This window comes from Frateuria defendens, assembly GCF_001182895.1.
Classification (GTDB): Bacteria; Pseudomonadota; Gammaproteobacteria; order Xanthomonadales; family Rhodanobacteraceae; genus Frateuria_B; species Frateuria_B defendens.
Genome location: NZ_LFQR01000006.1, coordinates 63,405 through 88,827, shown reverse-complemented (window position 1 = coordinate 88,827; position 25,423 = coordinate 63,405). Strand labels below are relative to the sequence as shown.

Annotated in this window: 24 protein-coding genes and 1 tRNA gene; all 25 read right to left on the bottom strand. The window is 69.6% G+C overall.

Going from position 1 to position 25,423, the window contains the following annotated elements; genetic code table 11:
- Positions 1–122: 122 nt before the first annotated feature.
- The gene (locus ACH65_RS01945) at positions 123–662 is read right to left on the bottom strand and encodes a ribosome maturation factor RimP (protein WP_049620888.1); all 540 of its coding nucleotides are present in this window, start codon (positions 660–662) and stop codon (positions 123–125) included.
- Between the two features lie 192 nt (positions 663–854).
- Positions 855–931: transfer RNA gene (locus tag ACH65_RS01940), tRNA-Met, on the bottom strand.
- Between the two features lie 110 nt (positions 932–1,041).
- Positions 1,042–2,481, bottom strand: coding sequence for an NADH-quinone oxidoreductase subunit NuoN (nuoN, locus tag ACH65_RS01935; RefSeq protein ID WP_049620887.1), 1,440 nt, complete (start codon positions 2,479–2,481; stop codon positions 1,042–1,044).
- A gap of 10 nt (positions 2,482–2,491) precedes the next feature.
- Positions 2,492–4,000, bottom strand: coding sequence for a complex I subunit 4 family protein (locus ACH65_RS01930; protein ID WP_049620886.1), 1,509 nt, complete (start codon positions 3,998–4,000; stop codon positions 2,492–2,494).
- 19 nt (positions 4,001–4,019) lie between these two features.
- Positions 4,020–6,041 carry an NADH-quinone oxidoreductase subunit L gene (gene nuoL, locus ACH65_RS01925; protein WP_049620885.1) on the bottom strand — a complete coding sequence of 674 codons (2,022 nt, stop codon included), beginning with the start codon at positions 6,039–6,041 and terminating at the stop codon, positions 4,020–4,022.
- 4 nt (positions 6,042–6,045) lie between these two features.
- Positions 6,046–6,351: an NADH-quinone oxidoreductase subunit NuoK gene (nuoK, locus tag ACH65_RS01920; RefSeq protein WP_049620884.1), complete on the bottom strand. Its 306-nt coding sequence runs from the start codon at positions 6,349–6,351 to the stop codon at positions 6,046–6,048.
- Entirely contained in the window at positions 6,348–6,998 is a 651-nt protein-coding gene (locus tag ACH65_RS01915) for an NADH-quinone oxidoreductase subunit J (protein WP_049620883.1), read from the bottom strand. The genes nuoK and ACH65_RS01915 overlap by 4 nt, the downstream gene beginning before the upstream one ends.
- A gap of 9 nt (positions 6,999–7,007) precedes the next feature.
- The gene (gene nuoI, locus ACH65_RS01910) at positions 7,008–7,499 is read right to left on the bottom strand and encodes an NADH-quinone oxidoreductase subunit NuoI (protein ID WP_049620882.1); all 492 of its coding nucleotides are present in this window, start codon (positions 7,497–7,499) and stop codon (positions 7,008–7,010) included.
- An 8-nt stretch (positions 7,500–7,507) separates the two neighbouring features.
- A complete protein-coding gene (nuoH, locus tag ACH65_RS01905; protein WP_049620881.1) occupies positions 7,508–8,536 on the bottom strand; it encodes an NADH-quinone oxidoreductase subunit NuoH in 1,029 nt (342 codons plus the stop codon).
- A 3-nt stretch (positions 8,537–8,539) separates the two neighbouring features.
- Positions 8,540–10,867 carry an NADH-quinone oxidoreductase subunit NuoG gene (gene nuoG / locus ACH65_RS01900; protein WP_049620880.1) on the bottom strand — a complete coding sequence of 776 codons (2,328 nt, stop codon included), beginning with the start codon at positions 10,865–10,867 and terminating at the stop codon, positions 8,540–8,542.
- The gene (gene nuoF, locus ACH65_RS01895; RefSeq protein WP_425478250.1) at positions 10,864–12,198 is read right to left on the bottom strand and encodes an NADH-quinone oxidoreductase subunit NuoF; all 1,335 of its coding nucleotides are present in this window, start codon (positions 12,196–12,198) and stop codon (positions 10,864–10,866) included. The genes nuoG and nuoF overlap by 4 nt, the downstream gene beginning before the upstream one ends.
- 60 nt (positions 12,199–12,258) lie before the next feature.
- Complete coding sequence (nuoE, locus tag ACH65_RS01890; protein WP_049620878.1) at positions 12,259–12,786, bottom strand: NADH-quinone oxidoreductase subunit NuoE; 528 nt, start codon at positions 12,784–12,786, stop codon at positions 12,259–12,261.
- Between the two features lie 175 nt (positions 12,787–12,961).
- Complete coding sequence (locus ACH65_RS01885) at positions 12,962–14,218, bottom strand: NADH-quinone oxidoreductase subunit D (protein WP_049620877.1); 1,257 nt, start codon at positions 14,216–14,218, stop codon at positions 12,962–12,964.
- A 3-nt stretch (positions 14,219–14,221) separates the two neighbouring features.
- Entirely contained in the window at positions 14,222–14,947 is a 726-nt protein-coding gene (locus ACH65_RS01880) for an NADH-quinone oxidoreductase subunit C (protein WP_049620876.1), read from the bottom strand.
- 10 nt (positions 14,948–14,957) lie between these two features.
- Complete coding sequence (locus ACH65_RS01875) at positions 14,958–15,515, bottom strand: NuoB/complex I 20 kDa subunit family protein (protein ID WP_049620875.1); 558 nt, start codon at positions 15,513–15,515, stop codon at positions 14,958–14,960.
- Positions 15,506–15,862, bottom strand: coding sequence for an NADH-quinone oxidoreductase subunit A (locus ACH65_RS01870; RefSeq protein ID WP_049620874.1), 357 nt, complete (start codon positions 15,860–15,862; stop codon positions 15,506–15,508). Before ACH65_RS01870 ends, ACH65_RS01875 begins: the two co-directional genes overlap by 10 nt.
- 254 nt (positions 15,863–16,116) lie before the next feature.
- Positions 16,117–16,470 (bottom strand): PilZ domain-containing protein, encoded by a 354-nt coding sequence (locus ACH65_RS01865; protein WP_049620873.1) that lies wholly within the window; start codon positions 16,468–16,470, stop codon positions 16,117–16,119.
- Positions 16,471–16,551: 81 nt separating this feature from the next.
- Positions 16,552–17,553, bottom strand: coding sequence for a PIG-L deacetylase family protein (locus ACH65_RS01860; protein WP_082190089.1), 1,002 nt, complete (start codon positions 17,551–17,553; stop codon positions 16,552–16,554).
- A 31-nt stretch (positions 17,554–17,584) separates the two neighbouring features.
- A complete protein-coding gene (locus ACH65_RS01855; protein ID WP_153242426.1) occupies positions 17,585–19,195 on the bottom strand; it encodes a glycosyltransferase family 39 protein in 1,611 nt (536 codons plus the stop codon).
- A 72-nt stretch (positions 19,196–19,267) separates the two neighbouring features.
- A complete protein-coding gene (gene holB, locus ACH65_RS01850) occupies positions 19,268–20,203 on the bottom strand; it encodes a DNA polymerase III subunit delta' (RefSeq protein WP_049620870.1) in 936 nt (311 codons plus the stop codon).
- A 187-nt stretch (positions 20,204–20,390) separates the two neighbouring features.
- Positions 20,391–21,428: an endolytic transglycosylase MltG gene (mltG, locus tag ACH65_RS01845; protein ID WP_049620869.1), complete on the bottom strand. Its 1,038-nt coding sequence runs from the start codon at positions 21,426–21,428 to the stop codon at positions 20,391–20,393.
- On the bottom strand, positions 21,425–22,255 hold the full coding sequence (pabC, locus tag ACH65_RS01840; RefSeq protein ID WP_049620868.1) for an aminodeoxychorismate lyase: 831 nt from the start codon (positions 22,253–22,255) through the stop codon (positions 21,425–21,427). Before pabC ends, mltG begins: the two co-directional genes overlap by 4 nt.
- Positions 22,255–23,601, bottom strand: coding sequence for an aminodeoxychorismate synthase component I (locus ACH65_RS01835; RefSeq protein WP_049620867.1), 1,347 nt, complete (start codon positions 23,599–23,601; stop codon positions 22,255–22,257). The genes pabC and ACH65_RS01835 overlap by 1 nt, the downstream gene beginning before the upstream one ends.
- A gap of 5 nt (positions 23,602–23,606) precedes the next feature.
- Positions 23,607–24,845, bottom strand: coding sequence for a beta-ketoacyl-ACP synthase II (gene fabF / locus ACH65_RS01830; RefSeq protein WP_049620866.1), 1,239 nt, complete (start codon positions 24,843–24,845; stop codon positions 23,607–23,609).
- Between the two features lie 219 nt (positions 24,846–25,064).
- Positions 25,065–25,304, bottom strand: a complete 240-nt coding sequence (gene acpP / locus ACH65_RS01825; RefSeq protein ID WP_049620865.1) for an acyl carrier protein — start codon at positions 25,302–25,304, stop codon at positions 25,065–25,067.
- Positions 25,305–25,423: the final 119 nt, after the last annotated feature.

Sequence of the window (25,423 nt, the reverse complement as noted above, 5' to 3'; positions counted from 1 at the left end):
GCCCCCTTCCGAGGGCGCGAGGATCAAACGGCGGCCGTCCAGAGCCGCACTCTTCACGCTTTTTGCGCCCATCCATGGGTGCGAGGATCGAACAGCGGCCATCCAGGGCCGCACTCTTCAATTCACTTCCGGCGGGCCGGCTTCTTGCCGGGCGTCCTGCCGCCCGGCTTGGGCTGCGGCACGTAGCCGAGCGCCGCCCAGTCCGGCACCACGCGGGCGCTTTCCACCTCGGCGTGGTCGAATTCGAACGTCTTGCCCTCGGCTTCCAGCGAGATGCGCTCGCCTTCCACCGCCAGCACCTTGCCGCGCAGGCGACGACGGCCATCCAGCGGCGCCTTCAGCAGCAGCTTCACTTCCTGCCCGCCCACCTTGGCGAACTGCGCCGCGGTGAACAGCGGACGGTCGATGCCCGGCGAGGACACTTCCAGCACATAGTGGCCGGGGATCGGATCCTCAACGTCGAGCAGCGCCGACAGCTCGCGGCTGGCCGCCTCGCAGTCGTCGAGGGTGACCTCGCGCCCCGCCTCGACGGGCTCCGGAATATCCAGGTAGACGCGCAGGGTACTCTGCCCCTGCGACGGGGTGAACTCCACACCGAGACAGACCAGGCCCAGATCGGCCAGAGCCTCGGAGAAGCGTTGTGCAAGTGCCTGCGTATCCATGACCTAATCGTTTTTCTATCGCCGGAAACAAAAAATGGGCTCGAAGCGGCCCATTCCCTTACCACGCCGATGTCCCGCTCTGCGCCAGGCTCTTTCCCGCACCATCGCCAGCTTGACCAGGCGTCGGCGCCACGCATCCTTGCGCCCAACAAAAAAGCCTCACGAGGAGGCTTTCTTGTTCTAAGAAAGATCTGGTAGCGGGGGCAGGATTCGAACCTGCGACCTTCGGGTTATGAGCCCGACGAGCTGCCAGACTGCTCCACCCCGCATCAGAGTCCGCAAAGTGTAATCAGGTGGCTGGCTTCTTGCAAGTCTTCGCGGCGAAATTCGCCGAGTTTTTTTCGCTCCACCGCATTGCGCGCGATGGAGCGCAGCGACCTCAGCCGGGAAACACCGCGCGGCACCAGTTGAGCAGCGGGCCCCAGCCCAGGCCCAGCGCCAGCAGCACCAGCGCATTGACCGACAGCACCGCGCGCAGCGCGAAGTCCGGCTGCACGCGGGTTTCCATGCCCTCGTCCGGACGGTCGAAGTACATCACCTTCACCACCCGCAGGTAGTAGTACAGGCCGACGATCGCGGCGATCGCGCCGACCACGGCCAGCCACACCATGCCGGCATGGATCGCGGCCTCGAGCACCATCAGCTTGGCGAAGAAGCCGAACAGCGGCGGCACGCCGGCGAGCGAGAACATCACCAGCAGCATCAGGAAGGCCAGCCAGGGCGAGCGGTGGTTGAGGCCCTTCAAGTCGTCGATGCGGTCGCACTCGAAGCCGGCACGCGCCAGCGCCAGGATCACGCCGAAGGCGGCGGTGCCCATCAGCGCGTAGCTGATCGCATAGAACATCGCCGAGGCGTAGCCTTCCGGCCCCGCGTTGACCAGGCCCAGCAGCAGGTAACCCATGTGCGAGATGGTCGAATAGGCGAGCAGCCGCTTGAGGTTGCTCTGCACGATCGCGACCAGGTTGCCGATCGCCAGCGACAGCACCGCCAGCACCGCCAGCACCGGCTGCCAGTAGTGCGACAGGTCGCCCAGCCCGGTATCGAGCAGCCGGTAGGCCATGCCGAACGCGGCCAGCTTGGGCGCGGAGCCGATGAAGATGGTGACGGCGGTGGGCGAGCCCTCGTACACGTCGGGGATCCACATGTGGAACGGTGCCGCGCCGAGCTTGAAGCCGATGCCCACGATCATGAAGATCAGCCCGAACACCAGCAGGTTCGGCATCGCCGTGTGCGCCGCCGCGCCGTGCAGCTGGGCCAGCGCCAGCGTGCCGGTGGCGCCGTAGACCATCGACATGCCGTACAGCAGCATGCCCGAGGCCATCGCGCCCAGCACGAAGTACTTGATCGCCGCCTCCGAGGACAGCCGCGAGTCGCGGTTGAGCGCCACCAGCGCGTAGGAGGACAGCGTCAGCAGTTCCAGCCCCAGGTACACCATCACCAGGTTGCCGGCCGAGACCAGCAGCATCACGCCGATCACCGCGAAGATCGCCAGGGTGTAGAACTCGCCCACGAACAGCTTGCGGTCGACCAGGTAGGGCCGCGCGTAGACGAACACCAGCGCGGTGGTGAGCAGCGCGAAGACCTTGAGGATCTCCGCCACGCCGTCGCGCACGAACATGCCGCCGAAGGCGGTGACCGGCACGTCCGGCTGGCCGGACACCACCAGGTAGATGCCCACCAGCAGCACCGCGATCGACAGCCAGTGCAGCACGCCGCGCTGGGCCGGCTTCATGAAGGCATCGAGCAGCAGCAGGACGCAGGCCGCCGCCACCAGGTAGAACTCCGGCAGCAGGATGAGAATGTCGTTCAGAGTGGGCATGGCGGGGCGCTCAAATCTTGGGGCTGGCGATCTGGTGGACCAGCTGGGACACCGAGGCGTCCATCAGGTCGATGAACGGTCGCGGCCACACGCCCGCCACCATGACTGCGCCTGCGAAGGCCGCCAGCACGGCCGCCTCGCGCAGGTTGATGTCCTTCATGGCGGCCACATGCGCGTTGCCGATCTCGCCCCACAGCACGCGCTTGACCATCCACAGCGTGTAGGCCGCGCCGGTGACCAGGGTGATGGCGGCGAACAGCGCCACCCACGGGCTGACCGCGAAGCTGGCCAGGATCACCATGAACTCGCCGACGAAGCCGCTGGTGCCCGGCAGGCCGCTGTTGGCCATGGCGAACAGCACGTAGAAGAAGCCGAACCACGGCATCACGTTCATGACGCCGCCGTAGTCCTTGATCATGCGGGTGTGCAGGCGGTCGTAGAGCATGCCCACGCAGGTGAACATGGCGCCGGAGATGAAGCCGTGCGAGAGCATCTGCACCATCGCGCCCTGCATGCCGAGCAGCGCGGTGTCCGCGCTGCCGCCCTCGTGCACCAGCGCCACCGCCACGAAGATGCCGAGCGTGACGAAGCCCATGTGCGCCACCGAGGAGTACGCCATCACGCGCTTCATGTCCTCCTGCACCAGCGCCACGTAGCCGATGTAGACCACGGCGACCAGGCTCAGCACGATGATCAGCCAGGCGTATTCGGCCGAGGCGTCGGGCGCGATCGGCAGCATGAAGCGCACCATGCCGTAGCCGCCGATCTTGAGCATGATCATCGCCAGGTCCACCGAGGCGCCGGTGGGCGCCTCAACGTGTGCGTCGGGCAGCCAGGTGTGCACCGGCACCATCGGGATCTTGATCGCGAAGGCGACCAGGAAGGCGAAGAACAGCCAGGTCTGCTCCGTCATGCTGAGCGGCAGCGCCGCCAGCGCGCGAATGTCGAAGGTGCCGGCCTTGGTGTACAGGTAGATCAGGCTGACCAGCAGCAGGATCGAGCCGCAGAAGGTGTAGATGAAGAACTTCAGCGCCGCATAGATGCGCCGCGGGCCGCCCCACACGCCGATCAGCAGGAACATCGGGATCAGCATGCCTTCGAAGAAGACGTAGAACAGCAGCGCGTCGGTGGCCGAGAAGCAGCCGATCATGAGGCCTTCCATGATCATGATGCAGGCCATGTACTGGTGCAGCTTGTAGGAGATCGAGCCCCAGGAGCCCGCCACCACCAGCATGGTGCCGAAGGTCACCAGCAAGGTCATGGCGTAGGCGATGCCGTCCACGCCCAGCGCATAGGCGGTGTGGATCGGGCCGCCCCACGAGAGGTGTTCGACGAACTGCAGCCCCGGGTTGGCGTGGTCCATCATCGGCCACATCGAGATGTTCACCACGAACATGGCGATGGCGGTGAGCAGCGTGATCCAGCGCAGCAGGTCGGGGCGGCGATCGCGCACGATCAGCAGCACCACGCCGCAGAGCACCGGCACCCAGGTCAGCAGGCTGAGCAAGTAGTTCGACATTCGTGTGCTTCCCTGTGGCTCAGCGCCCGAACAGCCAGTAGCCGCCGAGCAGCAGGACCAGGCCGAAGATCATGGCGAAGGCGTAGTGGTAGAGGTACCCGGACTGCAGCTGGCGCATGCCCGCGGCGGTGCGCCGGACCAGGCCGGCCGAGCCGTTGACCAGCGCGCCGTCGATCAGCTTGCCGTCGCCGCGCTTGGCGAACAGGCGGCCGAGCGCCACGCCGCCCTTGGCGAACACCGCGTAGTACACCTCGTCCACCCAGTACTTGCGGTCGAGCAGGGTGTAGAGCGGCAGGAACGCCTTCTTGATCCGGCCCGCCAGCGCCGGTTTGAACAGGTAGATGTAGGTGGTGATCGCGAACGCGGCCAGCACCAGGAAGAACGGCAGCTGGGTGAAGCCGTGCAGCGCCATCGCCAGCGAGCCGTGGAACTCGCGGCCGAGTTCCGCCAGCACGTTGCCGCCCTCCTCCACGTGGATCGCGCCGCCGAACCAGTCGCCGAACAGCACCGGCCCGATGGTGAAGTAGCCGACCGCCAGCGACGGGATCGCCAGCAGCACCAGCGGCAGCGTCACCACCCACGGCGACTCCTTCGGCGGGTGCGCCAGCACGCCCGGCGCGTGGTGGCCGTGGTCGTCGTGCGCGCCGTGGCCGTGATGCGCCGCCACGGTGAAGCGCTCCTTGCCGTGGAAGGTCAGGTACATCTGGCGGAAGGTGTACAGCGCGGTGACGAAGACGCCGGCCATCACGCAGAAGTAGGCGTAGCCCGCGCCCCAGCGGTGCGATTCGCCCACCGCCTCGATGATCGAGTCCTTGGAGTAGAAGCCGGCGAAGAACGGCACGCCGCACAGCGCCAGCGCGCCCACCCACATGGTGATCCAGGTCACCGGCATGTACTTGCGCAGACCGCCCATGTAGCGCATGTCCTGCTCGTGGTGCATGGCGATGATCACCGAGCCCGCGCCCAGGAACAGCAGCGCCTTGAAGAAGGCGTGCGTCATCAGGTGGAACACCGCGCCGGCGTAGGCGGAGACGCCCAGCGCCACCGTCATGTAGCCCAGCTGCGACAGCGTGGAGTACGCCACCACGCGCTTGATGTCGTTCTGCACGATGCCGATCAGGCCGGTGAACAGCGCGCCGGTGGCGCCGATCACCATCACGAAGCTGAGCGCGGCCGGCGACAGCTCGTAGATCGGCGACATGCGCGCCACCATGAAGATGCCCGCGGTCACCATGGTCGCGGCGTGGATCAGCGCCGAGATCGGCGTCGGACCCTCCATCGAGTCGGGCAGCCACACGTGCAGCGGCACCTGGGCCGACTTGCCCATGGCGCCGATGAACAGCAGCACGGCGATCACCGTGGCGGCGTCCCAGTGCACGTTCTGGCTGATCGCCAGCGTCTTGCCGGCCAGGCTGGGCGCGGCGGCGAACACGGTGGCGTAGTCGAGCGAGCCCAGGAAATACAGCACCGCGGCGACGCCGAGCACGAAGCCGAAGTCGCCCACGCGGTTGATCAGGAAGGCCTTGAGGCTGGCGAAGGTGGCGGTCGGCCGCCTGGCCCAGAAGCCGATCAGCAGGTAGGACACCAGGCCCACCGCCTCCCAGCCGAAGAACAGCTGCATGAAGTTGTTGCTCATCACGAGCATCAGCATCGAGAAGGTGAACAGCGAGATGTAGCTGAAGAAGCGCTGGTAGCCGTCGTCGTCGGCCATGTAGCCGATGGTGTAGACGTGCACCAGCAGCGAGACGAGGGTGACCACCACCATCATCATCGCGGTGAGGCGGTCGACCAGGAAGCCCACGCTGAGGCTGATCTGGCCGACGTCGAGCCAGGTGTAGACGTTGTGGTTGTAGACCGCCGCGCCGCCGAGCACCAGCTGATAGAGCACGTAGAACGAGAGGCCGCAGGACGCCGCCACGCCGAGAATGGTGACCGTGTGCGCGCCGGCCCGGCCGATCACGCGACCCAGGAAGCCGGCGAGGAAACAGCCGGCCAGCGGCGCCAGCGCGATGGTGAGCAGGATCGATGTGGAGAGTTCCATCCGCTCAGCCCTTCATGCTGTCGATTTCGGCGATGTTGATGGTGCTGCGGTTGCGGAACAGCAGCACCAGGATCGCCAAACCGATGGCGGATTCGGCTGCCGCCACCGTGAGGATGAAAAACACGAACACCTGGCCGGAAACGTCGCCCAGGAAGCGCGAGAAGGCCACGAAGTTGGTGTTGACCGCGAGCAGCATCAGCTCGATCGCCATCAGCAGCACGATCACGTTCTTGCGGTTGATGAACAGGCCGGCGACGGCGATGCAGAACAGCACCGCGCCCAGCACGATGTAATGCGACAGCGTGATCATGTCCGGGTCTCCTCCTGCACGGCTTCCGGCTCTTCGGCGCGGACCGCCGCCATCTTGACGACGCGCACGCGCCGGCTCGGGTCGATGCCGACTTGCTGGCCGGCGCTCTGGTGGCGCGAGCCGGTACGGTGGCGCAGGGTCAGCGCCACCGCCGCGATCACGCCCACGGTGAGGATCAGCGCGGCGACCTCGAACGGCAGCAGGTACTGCGTGTAGAGCGCGGTGCCCAGCCAGGCGGTGTTGGACACGCCCGCCGCGGCGGCCGGGTCGGCGCCCATCGACACCGCGTGCATCGCCCGCACGCCGATCAGCGCCAGCATCTCGACCAGCATCACCAGCGCCACCACCAGGCCCACCGGCAGGTAGCGGATGAAGCCCTCGCGCACCTGCTCCTGCTTGATGTCCAGCATCATCACCACGAACAGGAACAGCACCATCACCGCGCCCACGTAGACCACGATCAGCGCGATGGCGAGGAACTCCGCCTCGGCCAGCAGCCAGACGCAGGCGGTGCTGAAGAAGGTCAGCACCAGCGCCAGCACGGCGTGCACCGAGTTGCGCAGCAGGATCACCGACAGCGCCGCAAGCACGGTCACCGCGCTGAAGGCGTAGAAACAGACGAGTTGGAACAGGTTGGGATCGATCATGTCGGTGCCTCAGCGGTACGCCGCATCCTGGGCGCGGGCGGCGGCGATCTCCCGCTCGAAGCGGTCGCCGATCGCCAGCAGCTGCGGCTTGGTCACCACGTTCTCGCCGCGGTGCTCGAAGTGGTACTCGTGCACGTGCGTCTCCACGATCGAGTCCACCGGGCAGCTCTCCTCGCAGAAGCCGCAGTAGATGCACTTGAACAGGTCGATGTCGTAGCGCGTGGTGCGGCGCTGGCCGTCGCTCTCGCGCGGCGCCGAGTCGATGGTGATGGCAAGCGCCGGGCACACCGCCTCGCACAGCTTGCAGGCGATGCAGCGCTCCTCGCCGTTGGGGTAGCGGCGCAGCGCGTGCAGGCCGCGGAAGCGGCTGGACTTGGGGATGTGCTCCATCGGGTAGCGCATCGTGTACTTCGGGCTGAACATGTAGCGCAGGGTCAGCCCCATGCCCTTGAACAGCTCGATCAGCAGCAGACTCTTGAAATAGCGGGTGATGCTGGACATGGCTCTCTTCAGACTCCCGTGCCGACGCTGACCCAGCCGAAGTACTTCATGCAGCCGGCCACCAGGACCCACACGATGGTGATGGGGATGAACACCTTCCAGCCGAGCCGCATGATCTGGTCGTAGCGGTAGCGCGGGAAGCTGGCGCGGAACCACAGGAACAGGAAGGCGAACGCGAAGGCCTTGGCGAGGAGCCACAGGAAGCTGCCCTGCCCGAGCCAGCCCCACGAGGCCGGGAACGGCGACAGCCAGCCACCGAGGAACAGCACCGAGGCCAGAAAGCTGACCAGGATCATGTTGGCGTATTCGGCCAGGAAGAACAGCGCGAAGGCGGAACCCGAATACTCCACGTGGAAGCCGGCGACGATCTCCGACTCGCCCTCGGCCACGTCGAACGGCGCGCGGTTGGTCTCGGCCACGCCGGAGATGAAGTAGACGACGAACACCGGCAGCAGCGGCAGCCAGAACCAGTCGAAGAGGCCCTTGCCGCCGGCCTGCGCGTGCACGATGTCGGTGAGGTTGAGCGAACCGGCCAGCACCAGCACGCAGACCAGGCACAGGCCCATGGCCAGCTCGTAGGAGATCACCTGCGCCGCCGAGCGCATCGCGCCGAGCAGCGCGTAGCGTGAGTTGGAGGCCCAGCCGGCGAGGATGATGCCGTACACGCCCAGCGAGGTCATCGCCAGCAGGTACAGCAGGCCCGCGTTGACGTTGGCCAGCACCAGCCGGTCGCCGAAGGGGATCACCGACCAGGCCGCCAGCGCCGGCACCAGGGCCAGCAGCGGCGCCAGGTAGTAGAGGAAGCGGTTGGCGTTGGTGGGCAGGATCACTTCCTTGAGCAGCAGCTTCACCACGTCGGCGAAAGCCTGCAGCAGGCCGAGCGGGCCGACCTTGTTCGGCCCCATGCGCACGTGCATCCAGCCGATGACCTTGCGCTCCCAATACACGAACATCGCCACCGCCAGCACCAGCGGCAGCACGATGGCCACGATGTGCAGCAGCGGCCACACCACCTGGTTGAGGATCTGTTCGCCCATGGGTTACGCCTTGCTCACGGTGAGGGTCGCGCCATACGGCGGCAGCGTGGCGGTGTCGTCCTGCGCCGCCTCGATCCAGGCGGCGCCGTCCGGCACCGCGGCATCGACGAGAAGCGGCAGCACGGCGTCGGCGACGCGCACCGTGGCGCCGTCCGCCAGGCCGAGCCGTTCCGCCTCGGCCGCGTTGAGGCGCACCGCCGGCACACGGTTGAGCGGGTGCGCATTGAGTGCCCCGGCGCGGCGCAGCACCGCGTCGCCGCGGTAGATCGGCCAGGTCGCCAGGCGCGCGAGGCCGGCGGCCGGCCGGCGCTCGGCCAGGCCCTCGCGCCGCGGCGCCTCGCGTTCGGCGATGGCCTCGCGCAGCCCGGCCAGGTCGTCGAACTCGAAACCGGGCACGCCGAGCAGCCCGCCCAGCGCGCGCAGCACCTTCCAGCCCGGCCGCGCCTCGCCCGGCGCGCGGGCGCCGGCCAGCACGCCCTGCGCCAGGCCGTCCACGTTGACCAGGGTGCCGTCGATCTCCGGCAGCAGCGCGATCGGCAGGATCACGTCGGCCACCTCGCGCAGCGCCGAGCCGGCGAAGGCGGTGAACGCCACCACCTGCTGCGCGCCGTGCAGCGCCTCGAGTGCCGCGGCGCCGTCGGCGAAGTCGTGCGGCGGCTCCACGCCGTAGAGCAGGTAGGCCTGGCGCGGCTGCGCCAGCATCGCCTGCGCGTCGAGGCCGCCATTGCCCGGCACCACGCCGAGCCTGCCCAGGCCCACGGCGTTGGCGCCGACGGGCAGTTCGTCGTAGCCGGCGCCGGTGGCGGCGGCGATGAAGCGGGCCAGCGCGCGCAGCCAGGACGCCTGCGGATGGGTGACCGCGGCCTCGCCGAGGATCACCGCCGCCTTGCCGGCCTTGAGCGCGGCGACCGCCTCGGCATCGCCCTGATCGCTGGTGGCGGCGTCGATGGCGACAGCCAGTGCGGCCGGCGCGACGGCGCCGTTCGCCACCGCGGCCTTGGCCAGCGCCAGCAGCGCGTCGACCATGGCCGGCGGCGCCACGACGGCCTCGCCGGCCAGCGTGTAGTTGAAATCGAAATGGACGGGGTTGACCGCGTAGACCTTGGCGCCCTTGCGCGTGGCCTGGTGCAGGCGGTGGTTGAGCAGCGGCATCTCGTGGCGCGGGTTCGAGCCCACCAGCAGCGCGGCCCGCACCTGCGCGAGCTCGGCCACCGGCAGCGCGAACGGCTGCGCCACCGCGTTGTCGGCGAAATCCAGCTGGCGCAGGCGATGGTCGAGGTGGGCGCTGCCGAGGCCGCGCGCGAGGCGCACCAGCAGGTCGCCCTCCTCGTTGGTGGCGGCCGGATGCGCCAGAATGCCCAGCTCGCTGCCCGGCACCTGCTTGAGCGCCTCGGCGGCGGCCCCCAGCGCATCCTCCCAGGTGGTCGCCTGCCACTTGCCGTTGCGCTTCACCTCCGGCGCGCGCAGGCGGTCGGCGGCGTACAGGCCCTGGTGGCTGTAGCGGTCGCGGTCGGACAGCCAGCACTCGTTGATCGTCTCGTTGTCGCGCGGCACGGTGCGCAGCACCTCGCCGCGGCGGGTGTGCAGCCACAGGTTGGAGCCGAGCGCGTCGTGGTAGCCGACCGAGGGCCGCGCCACCAGCTCCCAGGCGCGCGCCTTGAACTGGAACGGCTTGTTGGTGAGGGCGCCGACCGGGCACACGTCGATGATGTTGCCCGAGAGTTCCGTCTCGACGGTCTTGCCGATGTAGGTGCCGATCTGCAGGTTGTCGGCGCGGCTCAGGCCGCCCAGTTCGTAGGTGCCGGCGATCTCGCTGGTGAAGCGCACGCAGCGCGTGCACTGGATGCAGCGGGTCATCTCGGTGGCGACCAGCGGGCCGATGTCCTCGTCGGCGACGGTGCGCTTGCGCTCGGTGAAGCGCGACACGCTGCGGCCGTAGCCCAGCGCCACGTCCTGCAGCTCGCACTCGCCGCCCTGGTCGCAGATCGGGCAGTCCAGCGGATGGTTGATCAGCAGGAACTCCATCACGTCGCGCTGGAACTTCAGCGCGCTGCCCGAGCGGGTCTGCACCTTCATGCCGTCGGCCACCGGGGTGGCGCAGGCCGGCTGCGGCTTGGGCATCGGCCGGCCGCCCATCTCCACCTCGACCAGGCACATGCGGCAGTTGGCGGCGATCGGCAACTTGCGGTGGTAGCAGAAGCGCGGGATGGCGATGCCGACGGCGTCGGCCGCCTCGATGATCATGGCGCCCTTGCGGATCTGCGTGGGCTTGCCGTCGATCTCGATGCTGACCAGGTCGGGCGCCGTGTTGTTGGCCGGTTGCGCGCTCATGCGGCGACTCCAAGCTTGGCCTCGGTCATGGAATGACCGTTGACCACGTAGTATTCGAACTCGTCCCAGAACTGGCGCAGGAAGCCCTGCACCGGCCAGGAGGCCGCCTCGCCGAAGGCGCAGATGGTGTGGCCCTCGATCTGGCCGGCGATGGCCTTGAGCTTGTGCAGGTCCTCCAACGTGCCCTGCCCGGCCACGATGCGGTCGAGCATGCGGTGCATCCAGCCAGTGCCCTCGCGGCACGGCGTGCACTGGCCGCAGGATTCGGCGTGGAAGAACTGCGAGATGCGGCGGGTGAATTTCACCGCGCAGACGGTATCGTCGAGCACCACGATGGCGCCCGAGCCCAGGCCGGTCTTCAGGTCGCGCAGGGTGTCGTAGTCCATCGGCAGCCCCTTGAGCTGCTCGGCGCGCAGCACCGGCATCGACACGCCGCCCGGCACCGCGCCCTTGAGCGTGCGCCCCGGACGCAGGCCGCCGGCCATCTCCAGCAGCTCGTCGAAGGTGGTGCCCAGCGGCACCTCGAAGTTGCCGCCCTTCTGCACGCAGCCGGAGACGGAGAAGATCTTCGGGCCGCCGTTCTTCGTTCTACTCTGCGCCAGGAACCAGTCGGCGCCCTTGCGGATGATCGCCGGCACCGAGGCGTAGGTCTCGGTGTTGTTGATGGTGGTGGGCTTGCCGTACAGGCCGAAGTTGGCCGGGAACGGCGGCTTGAAGCGCGGCTGGCCCTTCTTGCCCTCCAGCGACTCCATCAGCGCGGTTTCCTCGCCGCAGATGTAGGCGCCGGCGCCGAGCGCGGCGTGGATGTCCACGTCGATGCCGCTGCCCTGGATGTTCTTGCCCAGCAGGCCCGCCGCGTAGGCCTCCCTGAGCGCCTCCTCGAAGTGCTCGAACGGCTCGTGGTGGAACTCGCCGCGCAGGTAGTTGTAGCCCACCGTGGTGCCGGTGCAGTAGCAGGCGATCGCCATGCCCTCGATCACCGCGTGCGGATTGAAGCGCAGGATGTCGCGGTCCTTGCAGGTGCCGGGCTCGGACTCGTCCGAGTTGCACAGGATGTACTTCTGCATGCCGCCCTTGGGCATGAAGGACCACTTGAGGCCGGTCGGGAAGCCCGCGCCGCCGCGGCCACGCAGATTGCTCTTCTTGACCTCCTCGACCAGCGCGGCCGGGTCGGGCTGCTCGGCGAGGATCTTGCGCCACGCCTCGTAGCCGCCGACCTGGACGTAGCTGTCCATCGCCCACGGCTTGTCGAAATGCAGCGTGGTGTAGACGACCTGGTGTTCCTGGGGGGCGGGACCGTATGCCATGGCCTTAGTCTCTGCTTGAGCGATCGTCCCTGATCGCGAAGGTCGAAAAGCGGCCGTCCGTGGCCGCGCTGTCCAATGGGCTCATCACTCCAGCCCGTCGAGGATCTCGTCGATCTTCTCGATCGTGAGCCGCTCGTGGTAATGCCCGTTGACGGTCATCGCCGGCCCGCCGGCGCAGGCGGCGATGCACTCCTGTTCGTTCTTGAGGTAGACGCGCCCGTCGGGCGTGCTCTCGCCCAGCTTGATGCCCAGCTTCTTCTCGCAGTGGCGCACCAGGCCCTCCGCGCCGTTGAGCCAGCAGGAGATGTTGGTGCAGATCGCCACGTTGTTGCGGCCGACCGGGCGGGTCTCCAGCATCGAGTAGAAGCTCGCCACCTCGTAGGCCCAGATCGGCGGCAGCTCGAGATACCTGGCCACCGCGGCGATCAGCTCGTCGGTGAGGAAGCCCTGGTTCTGCTCCTGCGCGGCGATGAGCGCCTGGATCAGCGCCGAGCGCTTGCGGTCCGGCGGGAACTTGGCCACCCACTGGTCGATGTGGTGGCGGGTGTGCTCGCTGAGCACGGCAAGCGGATCGACGTGCTTGACCTGCTCGTAGTTGCCGGTGGCTTTCATGGGTTGGACTCCGGGAATGGAGCATCGTGGGCCGGGAATCGGAAAACTCCCCGCGCCACCGCATCGCCATTCCGTACAGACGTTTTGGAAAAAGCCCGACCACCCATGCAAACCGCCAAGCAACCGCGCTCGCCCGATTCCCTATTCCCTCCTCCCGACTCCCTTGGCATCGCCATCACCGGTCGACCTCGCCGAACACCAGGTCATAGGTGCCGATCATCGCCACCACGTCGGCCAGCATGTGGCCGCGGATGATCGTGTCGATCGAGGAGAGGTGGGCGAAGCCCGGCGCGCGCAGGTGCACGCGGAAGGGCTTGTTGGCGCCGTCGGAGACCAGGTAGCAGCCGAACTCGCCCTTGGGCGCCTCGACTGCGGCGTAGGTCTCGCCGGCCGGCACGCCGTAGCCCTCGGTGAACAGCTTGAAGTGATGGATCAGCGCTTCCATGTCGTTCTTCATGGCCTCGCGCCTAGGCGGCGCGACCTTGAAGTTCTCCACCATCACCGGGCCGGGGTTGGCGCGCAGCCAGTCCACGCACTGCCTGATGATGCGGTTGGACTGGCGCATCTCCTCCACCCGCACCAGGTAGCGGTCGTAGCAGTCGCCGTTGACGCCGACCGGGATGTCGAAATCCACCTCGGCGTACTTGGCGTAGGGCTGCTTCTTGCGCAGGTCCCACTCGATGCCCGAGCCGCGCAGCATCACGCCGGTCATGCTCCACTGCTGGGCCAGCTCGGGCGAGATCACGCCGATGCCCACCGTGCGCTGCTTCCAGATGCGGTTGTTGGTGAGCAGTTCCTCGTACTCGTCCACCTTGGACGGGAAGTCGGCGGTGAAGGCGTCGAGGAAGTCGAGCATGGAGCCTTCGCGCCAGCTGTTGAGGCGGCCGAGGTCCTTGCCCTTGTGCCAGGGCGATTCGCGGTACTGCGACATCTTCCCGGGCAGGTCGCGGTAGACGCCGCCGGGGCGGTAGTAGGTGGCGTGCATGCGCGCGCCCGACACCGCCTCGTACACGTCCATCAGTTCCTCGCGCTCGCGGAAGGCGTAGAGGAACACTGCCATCGCGCCGAGGTCGAGCGCGTTGGAGCCCACCCACATCAGGTGGTTCAGGATGCGCGTGATCTCGTCGAACATGGTGCGGATGTACTGCGCGCGCTCCGGCGCCTCGATCCCCAGCAGGGTCTCGATGGCGCGCACGTAGGCGTGCTCGTTGCACATCATCGACACGTAGTCGAGGCGGTCCATGTAGCCGATGGACTGGTTGAACGGCTTGGACTCGGCCAGCTTCTCGGTGCCGCGGTGGAGCAGGCCCACGTGCGGGTCGGCGCGCACCACCGTCTCGCCGTCCATCTCCAGCACCAGGCGCAGCACGCCGTGCGCGGCCGGGTGCTGGGGGCCGAAGTTCATCGTGTAGTTGCGGATTTCCTGGGCCATGTATCAGTTCCTCCGCCAGTCGTCGGCGGCCTCGGCCTTGGCTTGGATCAAGCCGGCGTCGTCGCGGATCACGCGCGGCACCAGCACGCGCGGCTGGATCGACACCGGTTCGTAGACCACGCGCTTCTGCTCCGGGTCGTAGCGCACCTCGACGTTGCCGATCAGCGGGAAGTCCTTGCGGAACGGATGGCCGACGAAGCCGTAGTCGGTGAGGATGCGGCGCAGGTCCGGATGCCCCTCGAACAGGATGCCGTAGAGGTCGAAGGCCTCGCGCTCGAACCAGTTGGCGCCCGGCCAGATGCCGGTGACGGAGGGCAGCACCGGCAGCGCGTCGTCCTCGGCGAACGCGCGCAGGCGCAGGCGCTGGTTGAGCTCGAGCGAGAGCAGGTGGATCACCGCGGCGAAGCGGCGCGGCTGGGCCTCGGCGCGCGGGCGGTCGGCCCAGTTGAAGCGCCCCACCGCCTGCCCTTCCACGCCGCGCGAGAAGCCGGTGCCGGAGACGTCGGTCTCCCACTCGCTCTGGCCGTAGCCCAGGTAGTCGATGCCGCACACGTCGATCAGCACGCCGAAACGGAAGCCCGGCTCGTCGCGCAGCGCGGCGGCCACGGCCAGCAGGTCGACGCCGGCGATCTCCACCGTGACGTCCTGGCCCACCGTGGCGATCGACAACATGTCGCCGAACCGCGCGGCAAGGCGCTCGGCCAGCGAGTTCTTCTGCGTGTCAGTCATTTGTACGCCTTCAGGAGCGGGCGATGGTGTGGGTGCGACGGATCTTCTTCTGCAACTGCAGGATGCCGTGGATCAGCGCCTCGGCGGTCGGCGGGCAGCCGGGCACGTAGATGTCCACCGGCACGATGCGGTCGCAGCCGCGCACCACGGAGTAGGAATAGTGGTAGTAGCCGCCGCCGTTGGCGCAGCTGCCCATGGAGATCACCCATTTCGGGTCGGGCATCTGGTCGTAGACCTTGCGCAGCGCCGGCGCCATCTTGTTGACCAGGGTGCCGGCCACGATCATCACGTCGGACTGGCGCGGGCTGGGCCGGAAGATCACGCCGTAGCGGTCGAGGTCCAGGCGCGCGGCGCTGGCGTGCATCATCTCCACCGCGCAGCAGGCCAGGCCGAAGGTCATCGGCCACATCGAGCCGGTGCGCGCCCAGTTCATCAGCGCGTCCACCGAGGTGGTGGCGAAGCCGCGCTGCACCACCGGGTTGTCCGGGGCCGGACGCAGGATGTCGTCGACGAGATTGAGCGGCTCCGGGTTGTGCATCACCCGGCTGACGGCATCGATCACTCCCATTCCAGCGCTCCCTTCTTCCAGACGTACGCGAAGCCGATCACCAGGAGCAGCAGGAACAGCGCCATCTCGATGAGAGCCACGATGCCGATGTGCTGGAACACCACCGCCCAGGGAAACAGGAAGGCGATTTCCAGGTCGAAAATGATGAAGAGGATGGCCAGCAGGTAATAGCGCACGTCGAAGCGCATGCGCGCGTCCTCGAAGGCCTCGAAGCCGCACTCGTAGGGCGAGAGTTTTTCCGACTCGGGGCGGCGCGGGCCGGCCAGCAGGCCGATGGCCAGCAGGACCAGGCCGAGCCCCGTGGCGACGCCGATGAAGAGGAGGATGGGCCAGTATTCGGCAAGCACGACGAAACGACCTCCACGCCCGCAGGCGTATCAGTGACCGTGGGGGAGCACGGTCCACTTCTGTGATTCGGCAAGCCTTGCGCGGCCAAGCTCGGGGGAAGCCGCGGTGCGCGTTGAAGGCCACGAATTACCCGGTGCCGCCGTCAACCCAGGGCACCTGCGACATTGTATCAACGTGTGCGCCCGCAGCAACGTCTTGACGCGAGGTTCCCGTTATGCACAACGACCGCGCGCCAGCGCCGCCTGCGGCGCCCTCACATCGTGTGCGTGAGGCGCTCGGAGGCGAGCGCGCCGGCGAGGATGTTCTCGATGCGCTGCCGCGCGCCCTCGCCGTCGGCGGATTCGTTGAAATGCACGCCGATGCCGGCGGTGCGGTTGCCCTGCGCGCCCACCGGGCTGATCCACGCCACCTTGCCCGCCACCGAGAAGCGCTCGCTCTCGTCCGACAGCGTGATCAGCAGCACCACCTCGTCGCCCAGGGCATAGCGCTGCGCGGTCGGCGCGAACAGGCCGCCGTTCTTGAGGAAGGGCATGTAGGCGGCGTACAGCGCGGCCGCGTCCTTGATCTTCAGCGAGATGATGCCCTGGCGGGCGGCGACGGGATTCATGCCTGCGCTCCTGGCGGCCGGCCGGGGCGGCCGCACGGCGGCATCGTAGCGACCCCGGCCGGCGCGCGCAAAGCCACCCGCTCAGAACTCGCACCAGCCCCAGTGGTCGAAGATCCACGGCGAAGGCAGGTCGAGGTAGAGCTTGGCGAAACGCGGCCCGGCGCCCTGCCCGGCCAGCCGGAAGCCGCCATCCGCGCTGCGCTCGAGCGGCGCCTCGTGCCAGCGCCAGTCGCGCACGCCCTCGCCGTCGGCCACGGTGAGGCGCAGCAGGCGCCGCCACGGCGCCGGCGGCCGCCAGGGCAGCCGGCTGTCGCCGCCCGGCCCGGCCGGCGCGCGGAAGCGCTCGGGGCGGCCGGCCAGCCGGTGCATGCGCTTGGCGCTCAGCGCCAGCTGGCTGTGGTGGCAGTCGAGCGCGGCCAGCTTGACCGCGTGGCGCGGCGCGGCGGGCGCGGGGCCGACCTCCGGCCCCGCGCCGGTGGGCCGGCCGTGCACCAGGTAGCCGAGCAGCGCGGGCTCGCCGCCCCAGGCCGCCACCGCGAGCCGCGCGATCACGTGCGCCGCGCCGTGGTCGGGGTGGTGGTCGTCCAGCGCGGGCATCACCACCAGGCTGGGCCGGAAATCATCCAACTGGGCGAGCAGCGGCGCCAGCAACGCCGTGCCTTGCCGCTGCAGCAGGCCGGTGACGCCCATGTCGGGCCAGCCCAGCGCCTGCAGGTGGGAGGCAGCATCGAGCCCCAGCCGGTCCAGCGCCGCGGCGACTTCCTCGCGCCGGCGGCGCCCCCAGCGGCGGCGCTCGGCCTCGCCGATCCACAGCCGGCGCTCCAGCCAGCGCTGCGGCCAGGGGTTGTCGTCGCCGTCGGTGAGCAGCAGCACGCGCACCGCGCCGCCCGCCTCGCGCACCTGCTGGATCAGCTCGCCCGCGCCGATGGTCTCGTCGTCCGGATGCGGCGCCACCACCAGCAGGCGGGTCGTCGCCTCCGCTCGCAACGTGGTGGGCTGCGCCCCGGCCGCTTGAAGTTCCCACGCATCGCCGGCCCTTACCGATACCACGTCGCTCGCTCGCACATCGTCCTGTCTCGTCATGGCGTATCGCCGTCCTGCCCTGTCACCGCGCTCATGGCGCGTCCTCCAAGGCGGGGCGCCAGCCGCGCTCCCATGCCTTGCTGCCGACCAGGGCCAGTACCTGTCCGGACGATGCATCCAGGCGATGCATGCCGCGCGTCAGCGTCCAGTGATCGGCCGGCGCGGCACCGTCGAGGCTGGCCATCACCTTAGCCCGTCCATCGACGAGGGTATAGTCGCCGGGCACTTCCACCTCGAAGCGGTGCGCGTCGTCGCCGCCAGGCAGCAGCAGGCCCGCGATGCGGACCTGGCCCGCGGCCGGCAGGTAGTTGCGCAGCACGAACGCATCGGCGAGATCGGGCAGCCCGCGCCGGATCACCAGCATGGTGCCGTGCTCGGCCAGCGCCTCCGGCACCGTGTCCGCCATGAGGCCGTGCTGCAGGCGCTGGCGCGCCATCGTCTCCAGCACCAGGTAGTAGGGGCGGGGTCGGAAGATCGACGCGCCCTTGGCATCCATCACCGAGTCGCCCGCGTCGGTGTAGCGCAGCACGCTGCCGAGCTCGGCACGCTGCCCGCGCAGGGCATCGCGCCAGGGCGGCTCGTTGGAAGCCAGCAGCACCAATTCCAGCGCCACCACGGCACCGACCGCCAGCCAGCCGCGCCGGGGGCTCGCGGCCCATCGCCAGCGCCGCGCCGCCCAGCCGCACAAGGCCAGCAGCAGCAAGGGGATCGCCGGCAGGAAATCCTGCCGCGTGACCAGCGGCCAGATGCACTCCACCGCCAGCACCACCAGCACGCTCTGCAAGGCGATGAAGATCCGCCAGGGCGCCCGCGCGCCGTGCGAGCGCCGTTGCCGCCGCACCGCCACCGCCACGGCGGCCGGCGCCAGCACGAAGAACAGCAGCAGGCGCCAGAGGTTGGCGTCCCGCCCGGTCTCGGCCGTGTTGTAGCCGACCAGGTTGTAGACGGCGATCTCCAGCGCGCCCTGCGCCGCGAACCACGCCAGGAACAGCACCGGCAGCAGCAGCAGGCCCAAGCCGTAGCCGGCCGGCAGGCGCCAGTCGAGCCGCCACGCCGACCGGCGCGCCAGCCCCACCACCATGCCGGCCACCGCCGCGGTGACCAGCAGCATCACCGTCTTCTGCGAGACGCACAGCGCCGCGCCGGCGAGCAGGCCCGCGCCCAGGCCGCGCAGGAAACTTCCCCCGCGCATCGCCAGCACGGCCAGCGACGCGAGCCACAGCGCCGCCCACAGGTCGTCCGTGCGGAACTGCCCCATCACCAGGAAGAAGCGCGGCCACAGCGCGACCAGCAGCACGGCGGCCAGCGCGACGCGGCGGCCGTAGAAACGCCGGCCCAGATACCAGGCGGCGAACAGGGCGAGGAAGTACCACGGCTGCACCGCCAGCCGCAGCCAGCTCAGCGCGTCCGCCCGCTCGCCGACCCACGCCAGCACCGGCGCGTTGAGCAGGCCGAACAGCGGGCCATGGTTGTCGAAGACGTCGCGATAAGGCAGCAGCCCCTGCGTCCAGACCCAGGCGACATGCGCGTGCTGGGGCTCGTCCGAATCGAACGGATAGGCGTTCAGCCAGCACAGGCGCAGGCTCAGCAGGGCCAGCAGCAGCAACCACGGCCAGAATTCGCGACGGATCGACAAACGCATGCCATGGAGGCTAGGCAAGCGCCCTGTCGTCCAGCTTTCCGCCGCTTTAAGCGCGCGGAAAGCCGGGGTTGCCTAGCGCCAGCCGGCGAGCAGTTCCAGCAGCAGCAGGTCGCCACGCAGCGGGCCGCTCAGCGCGTCGCGGGTGCGGTTGGCGGCGGCGTACCACGCCTGCAGGCCGTCCGCATCGAGCTGGCTGGCGAGCGGCGGCGACTGGCCCGCGGCCTGCGCGCGGGCCTCGTCCGCCACCGCCTGCGCGGCGAACCACAGGCGCTGCGCCGGCTCGCTGTCCAGCCAGCGGCGGATCACCGCCATCGCCTCGCCGCGGCCGGCGGCCAGCGCCGCCAGGTCCTTGCGCACTTCCTGGCGCCGGTCCAGCGCGCCGGAGGCCGCCCACTCGCGCGCCAGGCCAGGGTTGCCGCCGGCCGCGGCCAAGGCGTCCGCCGCCTGCGCGACGCCCTGCGAGGCCAGCCAGGCCAACGCCTGCTCCGCCGGCGGCAGCTGGAACTCGATCCGCTGGCAGCGGCTGCGGATGGTCTGCGGTAGGCGCCACGGCGCGTCGGCCAGCAGCACCAGCAGGGTCTGCGCGGAAGGCTCTTCCAGCGTCTTGAGCAGCGCGTTGGCGGCGGCCGCGTTCATCGCGTCGGCGGGGTCGATCACCGCCACCTGCCAGCCGCCGAACTGACTGGCCATGGCCAGCCGCGCGGACAGTTCGCGGACCTGGTCCACCACAATCTCGCTGCGCTGCACGCCGTCCTTGCGCAGGGCGTAGCCCAGCGTGACGAAATCCGGATGGGTGCCGGCCTCGAACAAGCGGCAGCTGCGGCACTCGCCGCAGCCTTCGCCGTCCCGCGGGCGCTCGCACAGCAGGCCGCGCACGAAGCGCCGCAGGAAGTCGCGCTTGCCGAGTCCGGCCGGGCCGCACAGCAGCAGCGCATGCGGCAGCGCCCCGCGCTGCACGCGCGCCTGCAGGCGCACCCAATGCTCCGCGAGCCAGGGCGGCGCCGTCACGGCGCAGCCTCTGCCGGCAAGGGCGCGTGCGCGGCGAGGGCCGCGTCGGATACGCGAAAGCGCGAAGGCTCCGCGGCGGCGCGTCCGGCGACTCGCGCGCAGCCGGCCGCCGCCGGCAGGGCGCGCAACGGCGTACGCCTGCCGGCGCCTTCGGCGTCTTCAAGGGTGATGGGACGGCCGCGTGCGTTCATAGGCAATGCTTCAGCTGGTAACAGGCGACGTTGCGGTTGTGCTCGGCCAGTGTATGGGCGAACACGTGGCTGCCGTCGCCGCGCGCGACGAAGTACAGCGCATCGCCCGGCGCCGGGTGCAGCGCCGCCGCCAGCGCCGCCTTGCCCGGCAAGGCGATCGGCGTGGGCGGCAGGCCGGCGCGGGTGTAGGTGTTGTAGGGCGTGTCGAGGGCGAGGTCGGCCTTGCGGACGTTGCCGTCGTAGCGCTCGCCCATGCCGTAGATCACGCTGGGATCGGTCTGCAGCAGCATGTGGCCCTGCAGGCGGCGCACGAACACGCCGGCGATCTGCGGCCGCTCCTCGGCGCGACCGGTCTCCTTCTCCACCAGCGAGGCGAGGACCAGCGCCTCGTACGGCGAGGCCAGCGGCAGGTCGGCGGCGCGCTGCGGCCACAGCGCGTCGAGCGTGCGGGCCATGGCCGCGTGGGCGCGCCGCAGCACGTCGAGGTCGCTGTCGCCCATCACGTAGGCATAGGTCTCGGGCAGGAAGCGGCCTTCGGGCATCTCGCCGGGCGCGCCGAGCTTCTGCATCACGGCCGCGTCGTCCAGGCCCGCGCTGTCGTGCCGGAGCTTGAGCGCGCCGGCCAGCGCGGCGCGCAGCTGGCGGAAGCTCCAGCCCTCCACGATGGTGAAGGTGTGCTGCAGCACCTTGCCGTCGGCCATGTCCTCAAGCAGCGCGGCCGGCGTGATGCCGGGCGGCAGCGCGTATTCGCCGGCGTGCAGGCGGCCGGCCACGCGCTGGCGCTCGGCCAGCGCGCGCCAGTACCACGGGCTGGCCCCGCTCAGGCCGCGCCGGCGCAGCTGCTCGACGATGCCGCGCAGGCTGCTGCCGCGCTCGATCTCGATCGTCTGGCCCGGCCCCGCCACCGCCAGCGGCGTGCGTGCGAAGCGGCCGAAGTCGTAGGCGAGCCACGCCAGCCCCGCCGCCGCCAGCACCAGCACGGCGAGCAGCACGCGCCAGACGATTCCGCCGCGCATCGGGTGTGTGCGCCTCATCCCGCCTCCATCGAAAAACCTAGCCCGCGCCAATGCCGCTGCATGGCGCGCGCGACCGGACCGACCTCGAGCGTGCGTCCGTCCAGTTCGCAAACGGGCAGGATGCCCCGCACGCTCGAAGATAGGAAGACTTCCCTCGCGCGCAGCAGTTCATCCAGCGGCAGGTCGCGCACCTGCGCCGGCCGCGCCGCCAGCACCTCGGCGCGCCCGACGCCAGCGATGCCGCAACGCTCCAGCGCCGGCGTCACCAGCGCGCCATCTAGCACAGCGAAGAGGTTCATCATGGTGGCCGAGATGGCGCGGCCGGTGGCGTCGCACAGCAGGCCTTCGGCGATCGCCGGGTCGCTCCACTCGGCGCGGGCCAGCACCTGTTCCAGCCGGTTGAGGTGCTTCATGCCGGCCAGCAGCGGCTGCTCCGCCAGGCGCAGCCGGCACAGGCGCATGCGGATGCCGTGCCGGTAATGCGCAGCGGGCAGCGGCGGCAGCGGGAAGGCGGCGACGATGCGGGTCGGCTGCACCATGGCCGGCGGCGCATAGCCGCGCGCGCCGGTGCCGCGGGTGACGGTGATGCGCACCACCGCCTGCGCCAGGCCGGCGCTCACCGCACGGGCCTCCTCGCGCAGCAGCGCCGCATCGGGCGCCGGCAACCCCAAGCGCTCGCAACCCGACGCCAGGCGCTGCATGTGGCGCGGCCACAGCGGTGCCTCGCCGGCCTCGAAGCGGAGGGTTTCGAACAGGCCGTCGCCGTAGCTCAGGCCACGGTCGAACACCGACACGCGATCCTGCGCCTGCCCGTCGACCAGGACGCGCACGGCCGCCTCCGCCATCAGCCCGGCGCTCCCAGCGCGCGCAGCAGGCCACGCGCCTTGGCGCGGGTTTCCTCCAGCTCCTTCTCCGCCACCGAGTCGACCACGATGCCGGCGCCGGCGCGCAGGCTCACCTCGGCGCCCACCTGGGTCAGCGTGCGGATCAGGATGTTGAGGTCCAGGTCGCCGCTGCGGTCGAGGTAGCCCAGCGCGCCGGTGTAGGCGCCGCGCGGCGAGCGCTCCAGCGCGGCGATGATCTCCATGCAGCGCACCTTGGGACAGCCGGTGATGGTGCCGCCGGGAAAGGTGGCGGCGATCACCTGCCCCGGCGTCACGCCCTCGCGCAGCCGGCCGCGCACGTTGGAGACGATGTGGTGCACGTGGGCGTAGCTCTCCACCGCCATCAGCTCGTTCACCTCCACCGTGCCCGGACGGCATACGCGGCCGAGGTCGTTGCGCTCCAGGTCGATCAGCATCACGTGCTCGGCGCGCTCCTTGGGGTGGGCGTGCAGTTCGCGGATGCGCGCGGCCTCGTCCTCGCCCGGCAGACGCGGGCGCGTGCCGGCGATGGGGCGCGCCTGCGCCGCGTCGCCGCGCACCTCGACCAGCCGCTCCGGCGAGGAACTGGCCACCGCCCAGCCCGGCTGCTGCAGCAGGCCGGCGAAGGGTGCGGGATTGGCCGCGCGCAGCGCCGCATACAGCGCGGCCGGCGACGGCGCCGCGGCGTAGCGCGCCCGCCAGGCGCGCGCGAGATTCACCTGGAAGATGTCGCCCGCGCGCAGATGCTCGTGGATGCGCGCCACCCCGGCGAGGAAGCGCCCGGGCTCGTCCTCCTCGATGGCCTGCGGCGCGGGCAGGTTCGCGGGCGATGCCGGGGCGACGAGGTCCGCCTCCATCGCATCCAGCAGCGCCTCGCTACCCGCCTCGGCCACCAGCACGGTGCGCTCGCGCGCGTGATCGACGATCACCGCCGCCGGGCAGCGCAGCGCCAGCGCCACCGGCAGGCGCCCGTCCGCGGCAAGGCGCAGCGTCGGCTCGATCTCGCCGGCCAGCTCGTAGGCCAGGAACAGCACCCAGCCGCCGTGGAACGGCAAACCGTCGTCCTCGCGCGGCAACCGCTCCGCCTGCCAGGCCGCATCCAGCGCATCGAGGAAGCGGCCGCCCTGCCGCGCACCGTGCCCGTCGCGCACGATGCCGTCCGCCTCCAGGCTCAGCGAGCCCTGCGGAAAGGCGAACAGGATGTCGTAGCGCGCCTGCGGCGTGCCGCGCAGCACGCTCTCGAGCAGGCAGGGATAGCGTTGCGGAAACGCGGCGGCCGGCGCGAGCAGGTCGCGCCGGCCGCCGAGGATGCGGCAGCTGGCCGTCACGCGCGTCAGACGCGGCGGAACGCCAGCGTGCCGTTGGTGCCGCCGAAGCCGAACGAGTTCGAGATGGCCACGTCGAACTTCGCCTCGCGCGCCGTGTTCGGCACGAAGTCGAGGTCGCAGCCCTCGCCCGGCTCGTCGAGGTTGATGGTGGGCGGCAGCACCTGGTCGCGCAGGGCGAGGATGGTGAAGATCGCCTCCACGCCGCCGGCCGCGCCGAGCAGGTGGCCGGTGACCGACTTGGTCGAGCTCACCGCCAGCTTGTAGGCATGCTCGCCGAACACCGTCTTGGCCGCCATCACCTCGCCCAGGTCGCCCAGCGGCGTGGAGGTGCCGTGCGCGTTGATGTAGTCCACGTCGGTGGGGTTGAGGCCCGCGTCGTTGAGCGTGTTCCGCATGCAGCGCGCCGCACCCTCGCCGCCCTCGCTGGGCGCGGTGATGTGGTAGGCGTCGCCGCTCATGCCGAAGCCCACCAGCTCAGCGTAGATCTTCGCGCCGCGCGCCTTGGCGAACTCGTACTCCTCCAGCATCAGCACGCCGGCGCCGTCGGACAGCACGAAGCCGTCGCGGTCCTTGTCCCACGGGCGGCTGGCGCGGGTGGGGTCGTCGTTGCGGGTGGACATGGCCTTGGCCGAGCAGAAGCCCGCCATGGCGGTGCCGGTGGTGGAGTACTCCGCGCCGCCGGCGATCATCGCGTCGGCGTCGCCGTACTGGATCATCCGCGCGGCCAGGCCGATGTTGTGCGTGGCCGTGGTGCAGGCGGTGACGCAGGCGATGTTCGGGCCCTTCAGGCCGTACATGATCGACAGGTGGCCGGACACCATGTTGACGATCGAGCTCGGCACGAAGAACGGCGACACGCGGCGCGCGCCCTTCTCCTTCAGCTCGATCGCGGTGGATTCGATGGTGGAGATGCCGCCGATGCCGGCGCCCACCGCCACGCCGATGCGCGTGGCGTTCGCTTCCGTCACCTCCAGCCCGGAATCGCGCAGGGCCTGCGCGCCCGCGGCGATGCCGTAGTGGATGAACGGGTCCATCTTCTTGACGTCTTTCGGCGCGACCCACTGCGCCGGGTCGAAGTCACGCACCTCGCCGGCGATGCGCGTGGCAAAAGTGGCGGCGTCGAAATGCGTCACCGGACCGATGCCGCTGACGCCCTTCAGGATGTGCTCCCAGGCGGTGGCGATGTCGTTGCCGACCGGCGAGATGATGCCGAGGCCGGTCACTACCACACGTCGCTTGCTCATGCTGTGGTTCCTTCGTGGTTGCCGGAACGTCCGCGCGGACGAGTCCCGTCTCGCGGACATCGTAGCCGTCCGTTCCGGGCGCCGGACCTGCGGCACCATACGTGATCGGACGTTACAAACCTACAAACGAAAACTGCGCCGTAGCGGCGCAGTTCCCAGTATCGCTTCAGGACGGCCGACGACCGGAGGACGGTCGCGAACCGATCGGTCCCAAACCGATCAATCCTTGGCGTGGGCCTTGATGTAATCGACGGCCTGCTGCACGGTGGTGATCTTCTCCGCTTCCTCGTCGGGGATCTCGGTCTCGAACTCTTCCTCGAGCGCCATCACCAGCTCGACGGTGTCCAGCGAGTCCGCGCCCAGATCGTCCACGAACGAGGCGTTTGCCGTGACTTCGTCTTCTTTCACGCCCAACTGCTCGACGACGATTTTCTTGACGCGTTCTTCGATGGTGCTCATGTGTCCTAGACCTCCGGAGGGGTTAAAGCCGGCGCATTGTAGTGGCAAAGCCTCAGCCTCGCCAGCCACCGGCGATTGCATGCACGCGCCACCATCGAGGCAGCGACGCAAGCCCCGCA

What these genes read in the sequence shown, in the direction of transcription:
- ACH65_RS01945 (WP_049620888.1), bottom strand. Translation starts at nt 662, where the DNA reads ATGGATACGCAGGCACTTGCACAACGCTTCTCCGAGGCTCTGGCCGAT.
- nuoN (WP_049620887.1), bottom strand. Translation starts at nt 2,481, where the DNA reads ATGCCCACTCTGAACGACATTCTCATCCTGCTGCCGGAGTTCTACCTG.
- ACH65_RS01930 (WP_049620886.1), bottom strand. Translation starts at nt 4,000, where the DNA reads ATGTCGAACTACTTGCTCAGCCTGCTGACCTGGGTGCCGGTGCTCTGC.
- nuoL (WP_049620885.1), bottom strand. Translation starts at nt 6,041, where the DNA reads ATGGAACTCTCCACATCGATCCTGCTCACCATCGCGCTGGCGCCGCTG.
- nuoK (WP_049620884.1), bottom strand. Translation starts at nt 6,351, where the DNA reads ATGATCACGCTGTCGCATTACATCGTGCTGGGCGCGGTGCTGTTCTGC.
- ACH65_RS01915 (WP_049620883.1), bottom strand. Translation starts at nt 6,998, where the DNA reads ATGATCGATCCCAACCTGTTCCAACTCGTCTGTTTCTACGCCTTCAGC.
- nuoI (WP_049620882.1), bottom strand. Translation starts at nt 7,499, where the DNA reads ATGTCCAGCATCACCCGCTATTTCAAGAGTCTGCTGCTGATCGAGCTG.
- nuoH (WP_049620881.1), bottom strand. Translation starts at nt 8,536, where the DNA reads ATGGGCGAACAGATCCTCAACCAGGTGGTGTGGCCGCTGCTGCACATC.
- nuoG (WP_049620880.1), bottom strand. Translation starts at nt 10,867, where the DNA reads ATGAGCGCGCAACCGGCCAACAACACGGCGCCCGACCTGGTCAGCATC.
- nuoE (WP_049620878.1), bottom strand. Translation starts at nt 12,786, where the DNA reads ATGAAAGCCACCGGCAACTACGAGCAGGTCAAGCACGTCGATCCGCTT.
- ACH65_RS01885 (WP_049620877.1), bottom strand. Translation starts at nt 14,218, where the DNA reads ATGGCCCAGGAAATCCGCAACTACACGATGAACTTCGGCCCCCAGCAC.
- ACH65_RS01880 (WP_049620876.1), bottom strand. Translation starts at nt 14,947, where the DNA reads ATGACTGACACGCAGAAGAACTCGCTGGCCGAGCGCCTTGCCGCGCGG.
- ACH65_RS01875 (WP_049620875.1), bottom strand. Translation starts at nt 15,515, where the DNA reads ATGGGAGTGATCGATGCCGTCAGCCGGGTGATGCACAACCCGGAGCCG.
- ACH65_RS01865 (WP_049620873.1), bottom strand. Translation starts at nt 16,470, where the DNA reads ATGAATCCCGTCGCCGCCCGCCAGGGCATCATCTCGCTGAAGATCAAG.
- ACH65_RS01860 (WP_082190089.1), bottom strand. Translation starts at nt 17,553, where the DNA reads ATGACGAGACAGGACGATGTGCGAGCGAGCGACGTGGTATCGGTAAGG.
- ACH65_RS01855 (WP_153242426.1), bottom strand. Translation starts at nt 19,195, where the DNA reads ATGCGTTTGTCGATCCGTCGCGAATTCTGGCCGTGGTTGCTGCTGCTG.
- mltG (WP_049620869.1), bottom strand. Translation starts at nt 21,428, where the DNA reads ATGAGGCGCACACACCCGATGCGCGGCGGAATCGTCTGGCGCGTGCTG.
- pabC (WP_049620868.1), bottom strand. Translation starts at nt 22,255, where the DNA reads ATGGCGGAGGCGGCCGTGCGCGTCCTGGTCGACGGGCAGGCGCAGGAT.
- fabF (WP_049620866.1), bottom strand. Translation starts at nt 24,845, where the DNA reads ATGAGCAAGCGACGTGTGGTAGTGACCGGCCTCGGCATCATCTCGCCG.
- acpP (WP_049620865.1), bottom strand. Translation starts at nt 25,304, where the DNA reads ATGAGCACCATCGAAGAACGCGTCAAGAAAATCGTCGTCGAGCAGTTG.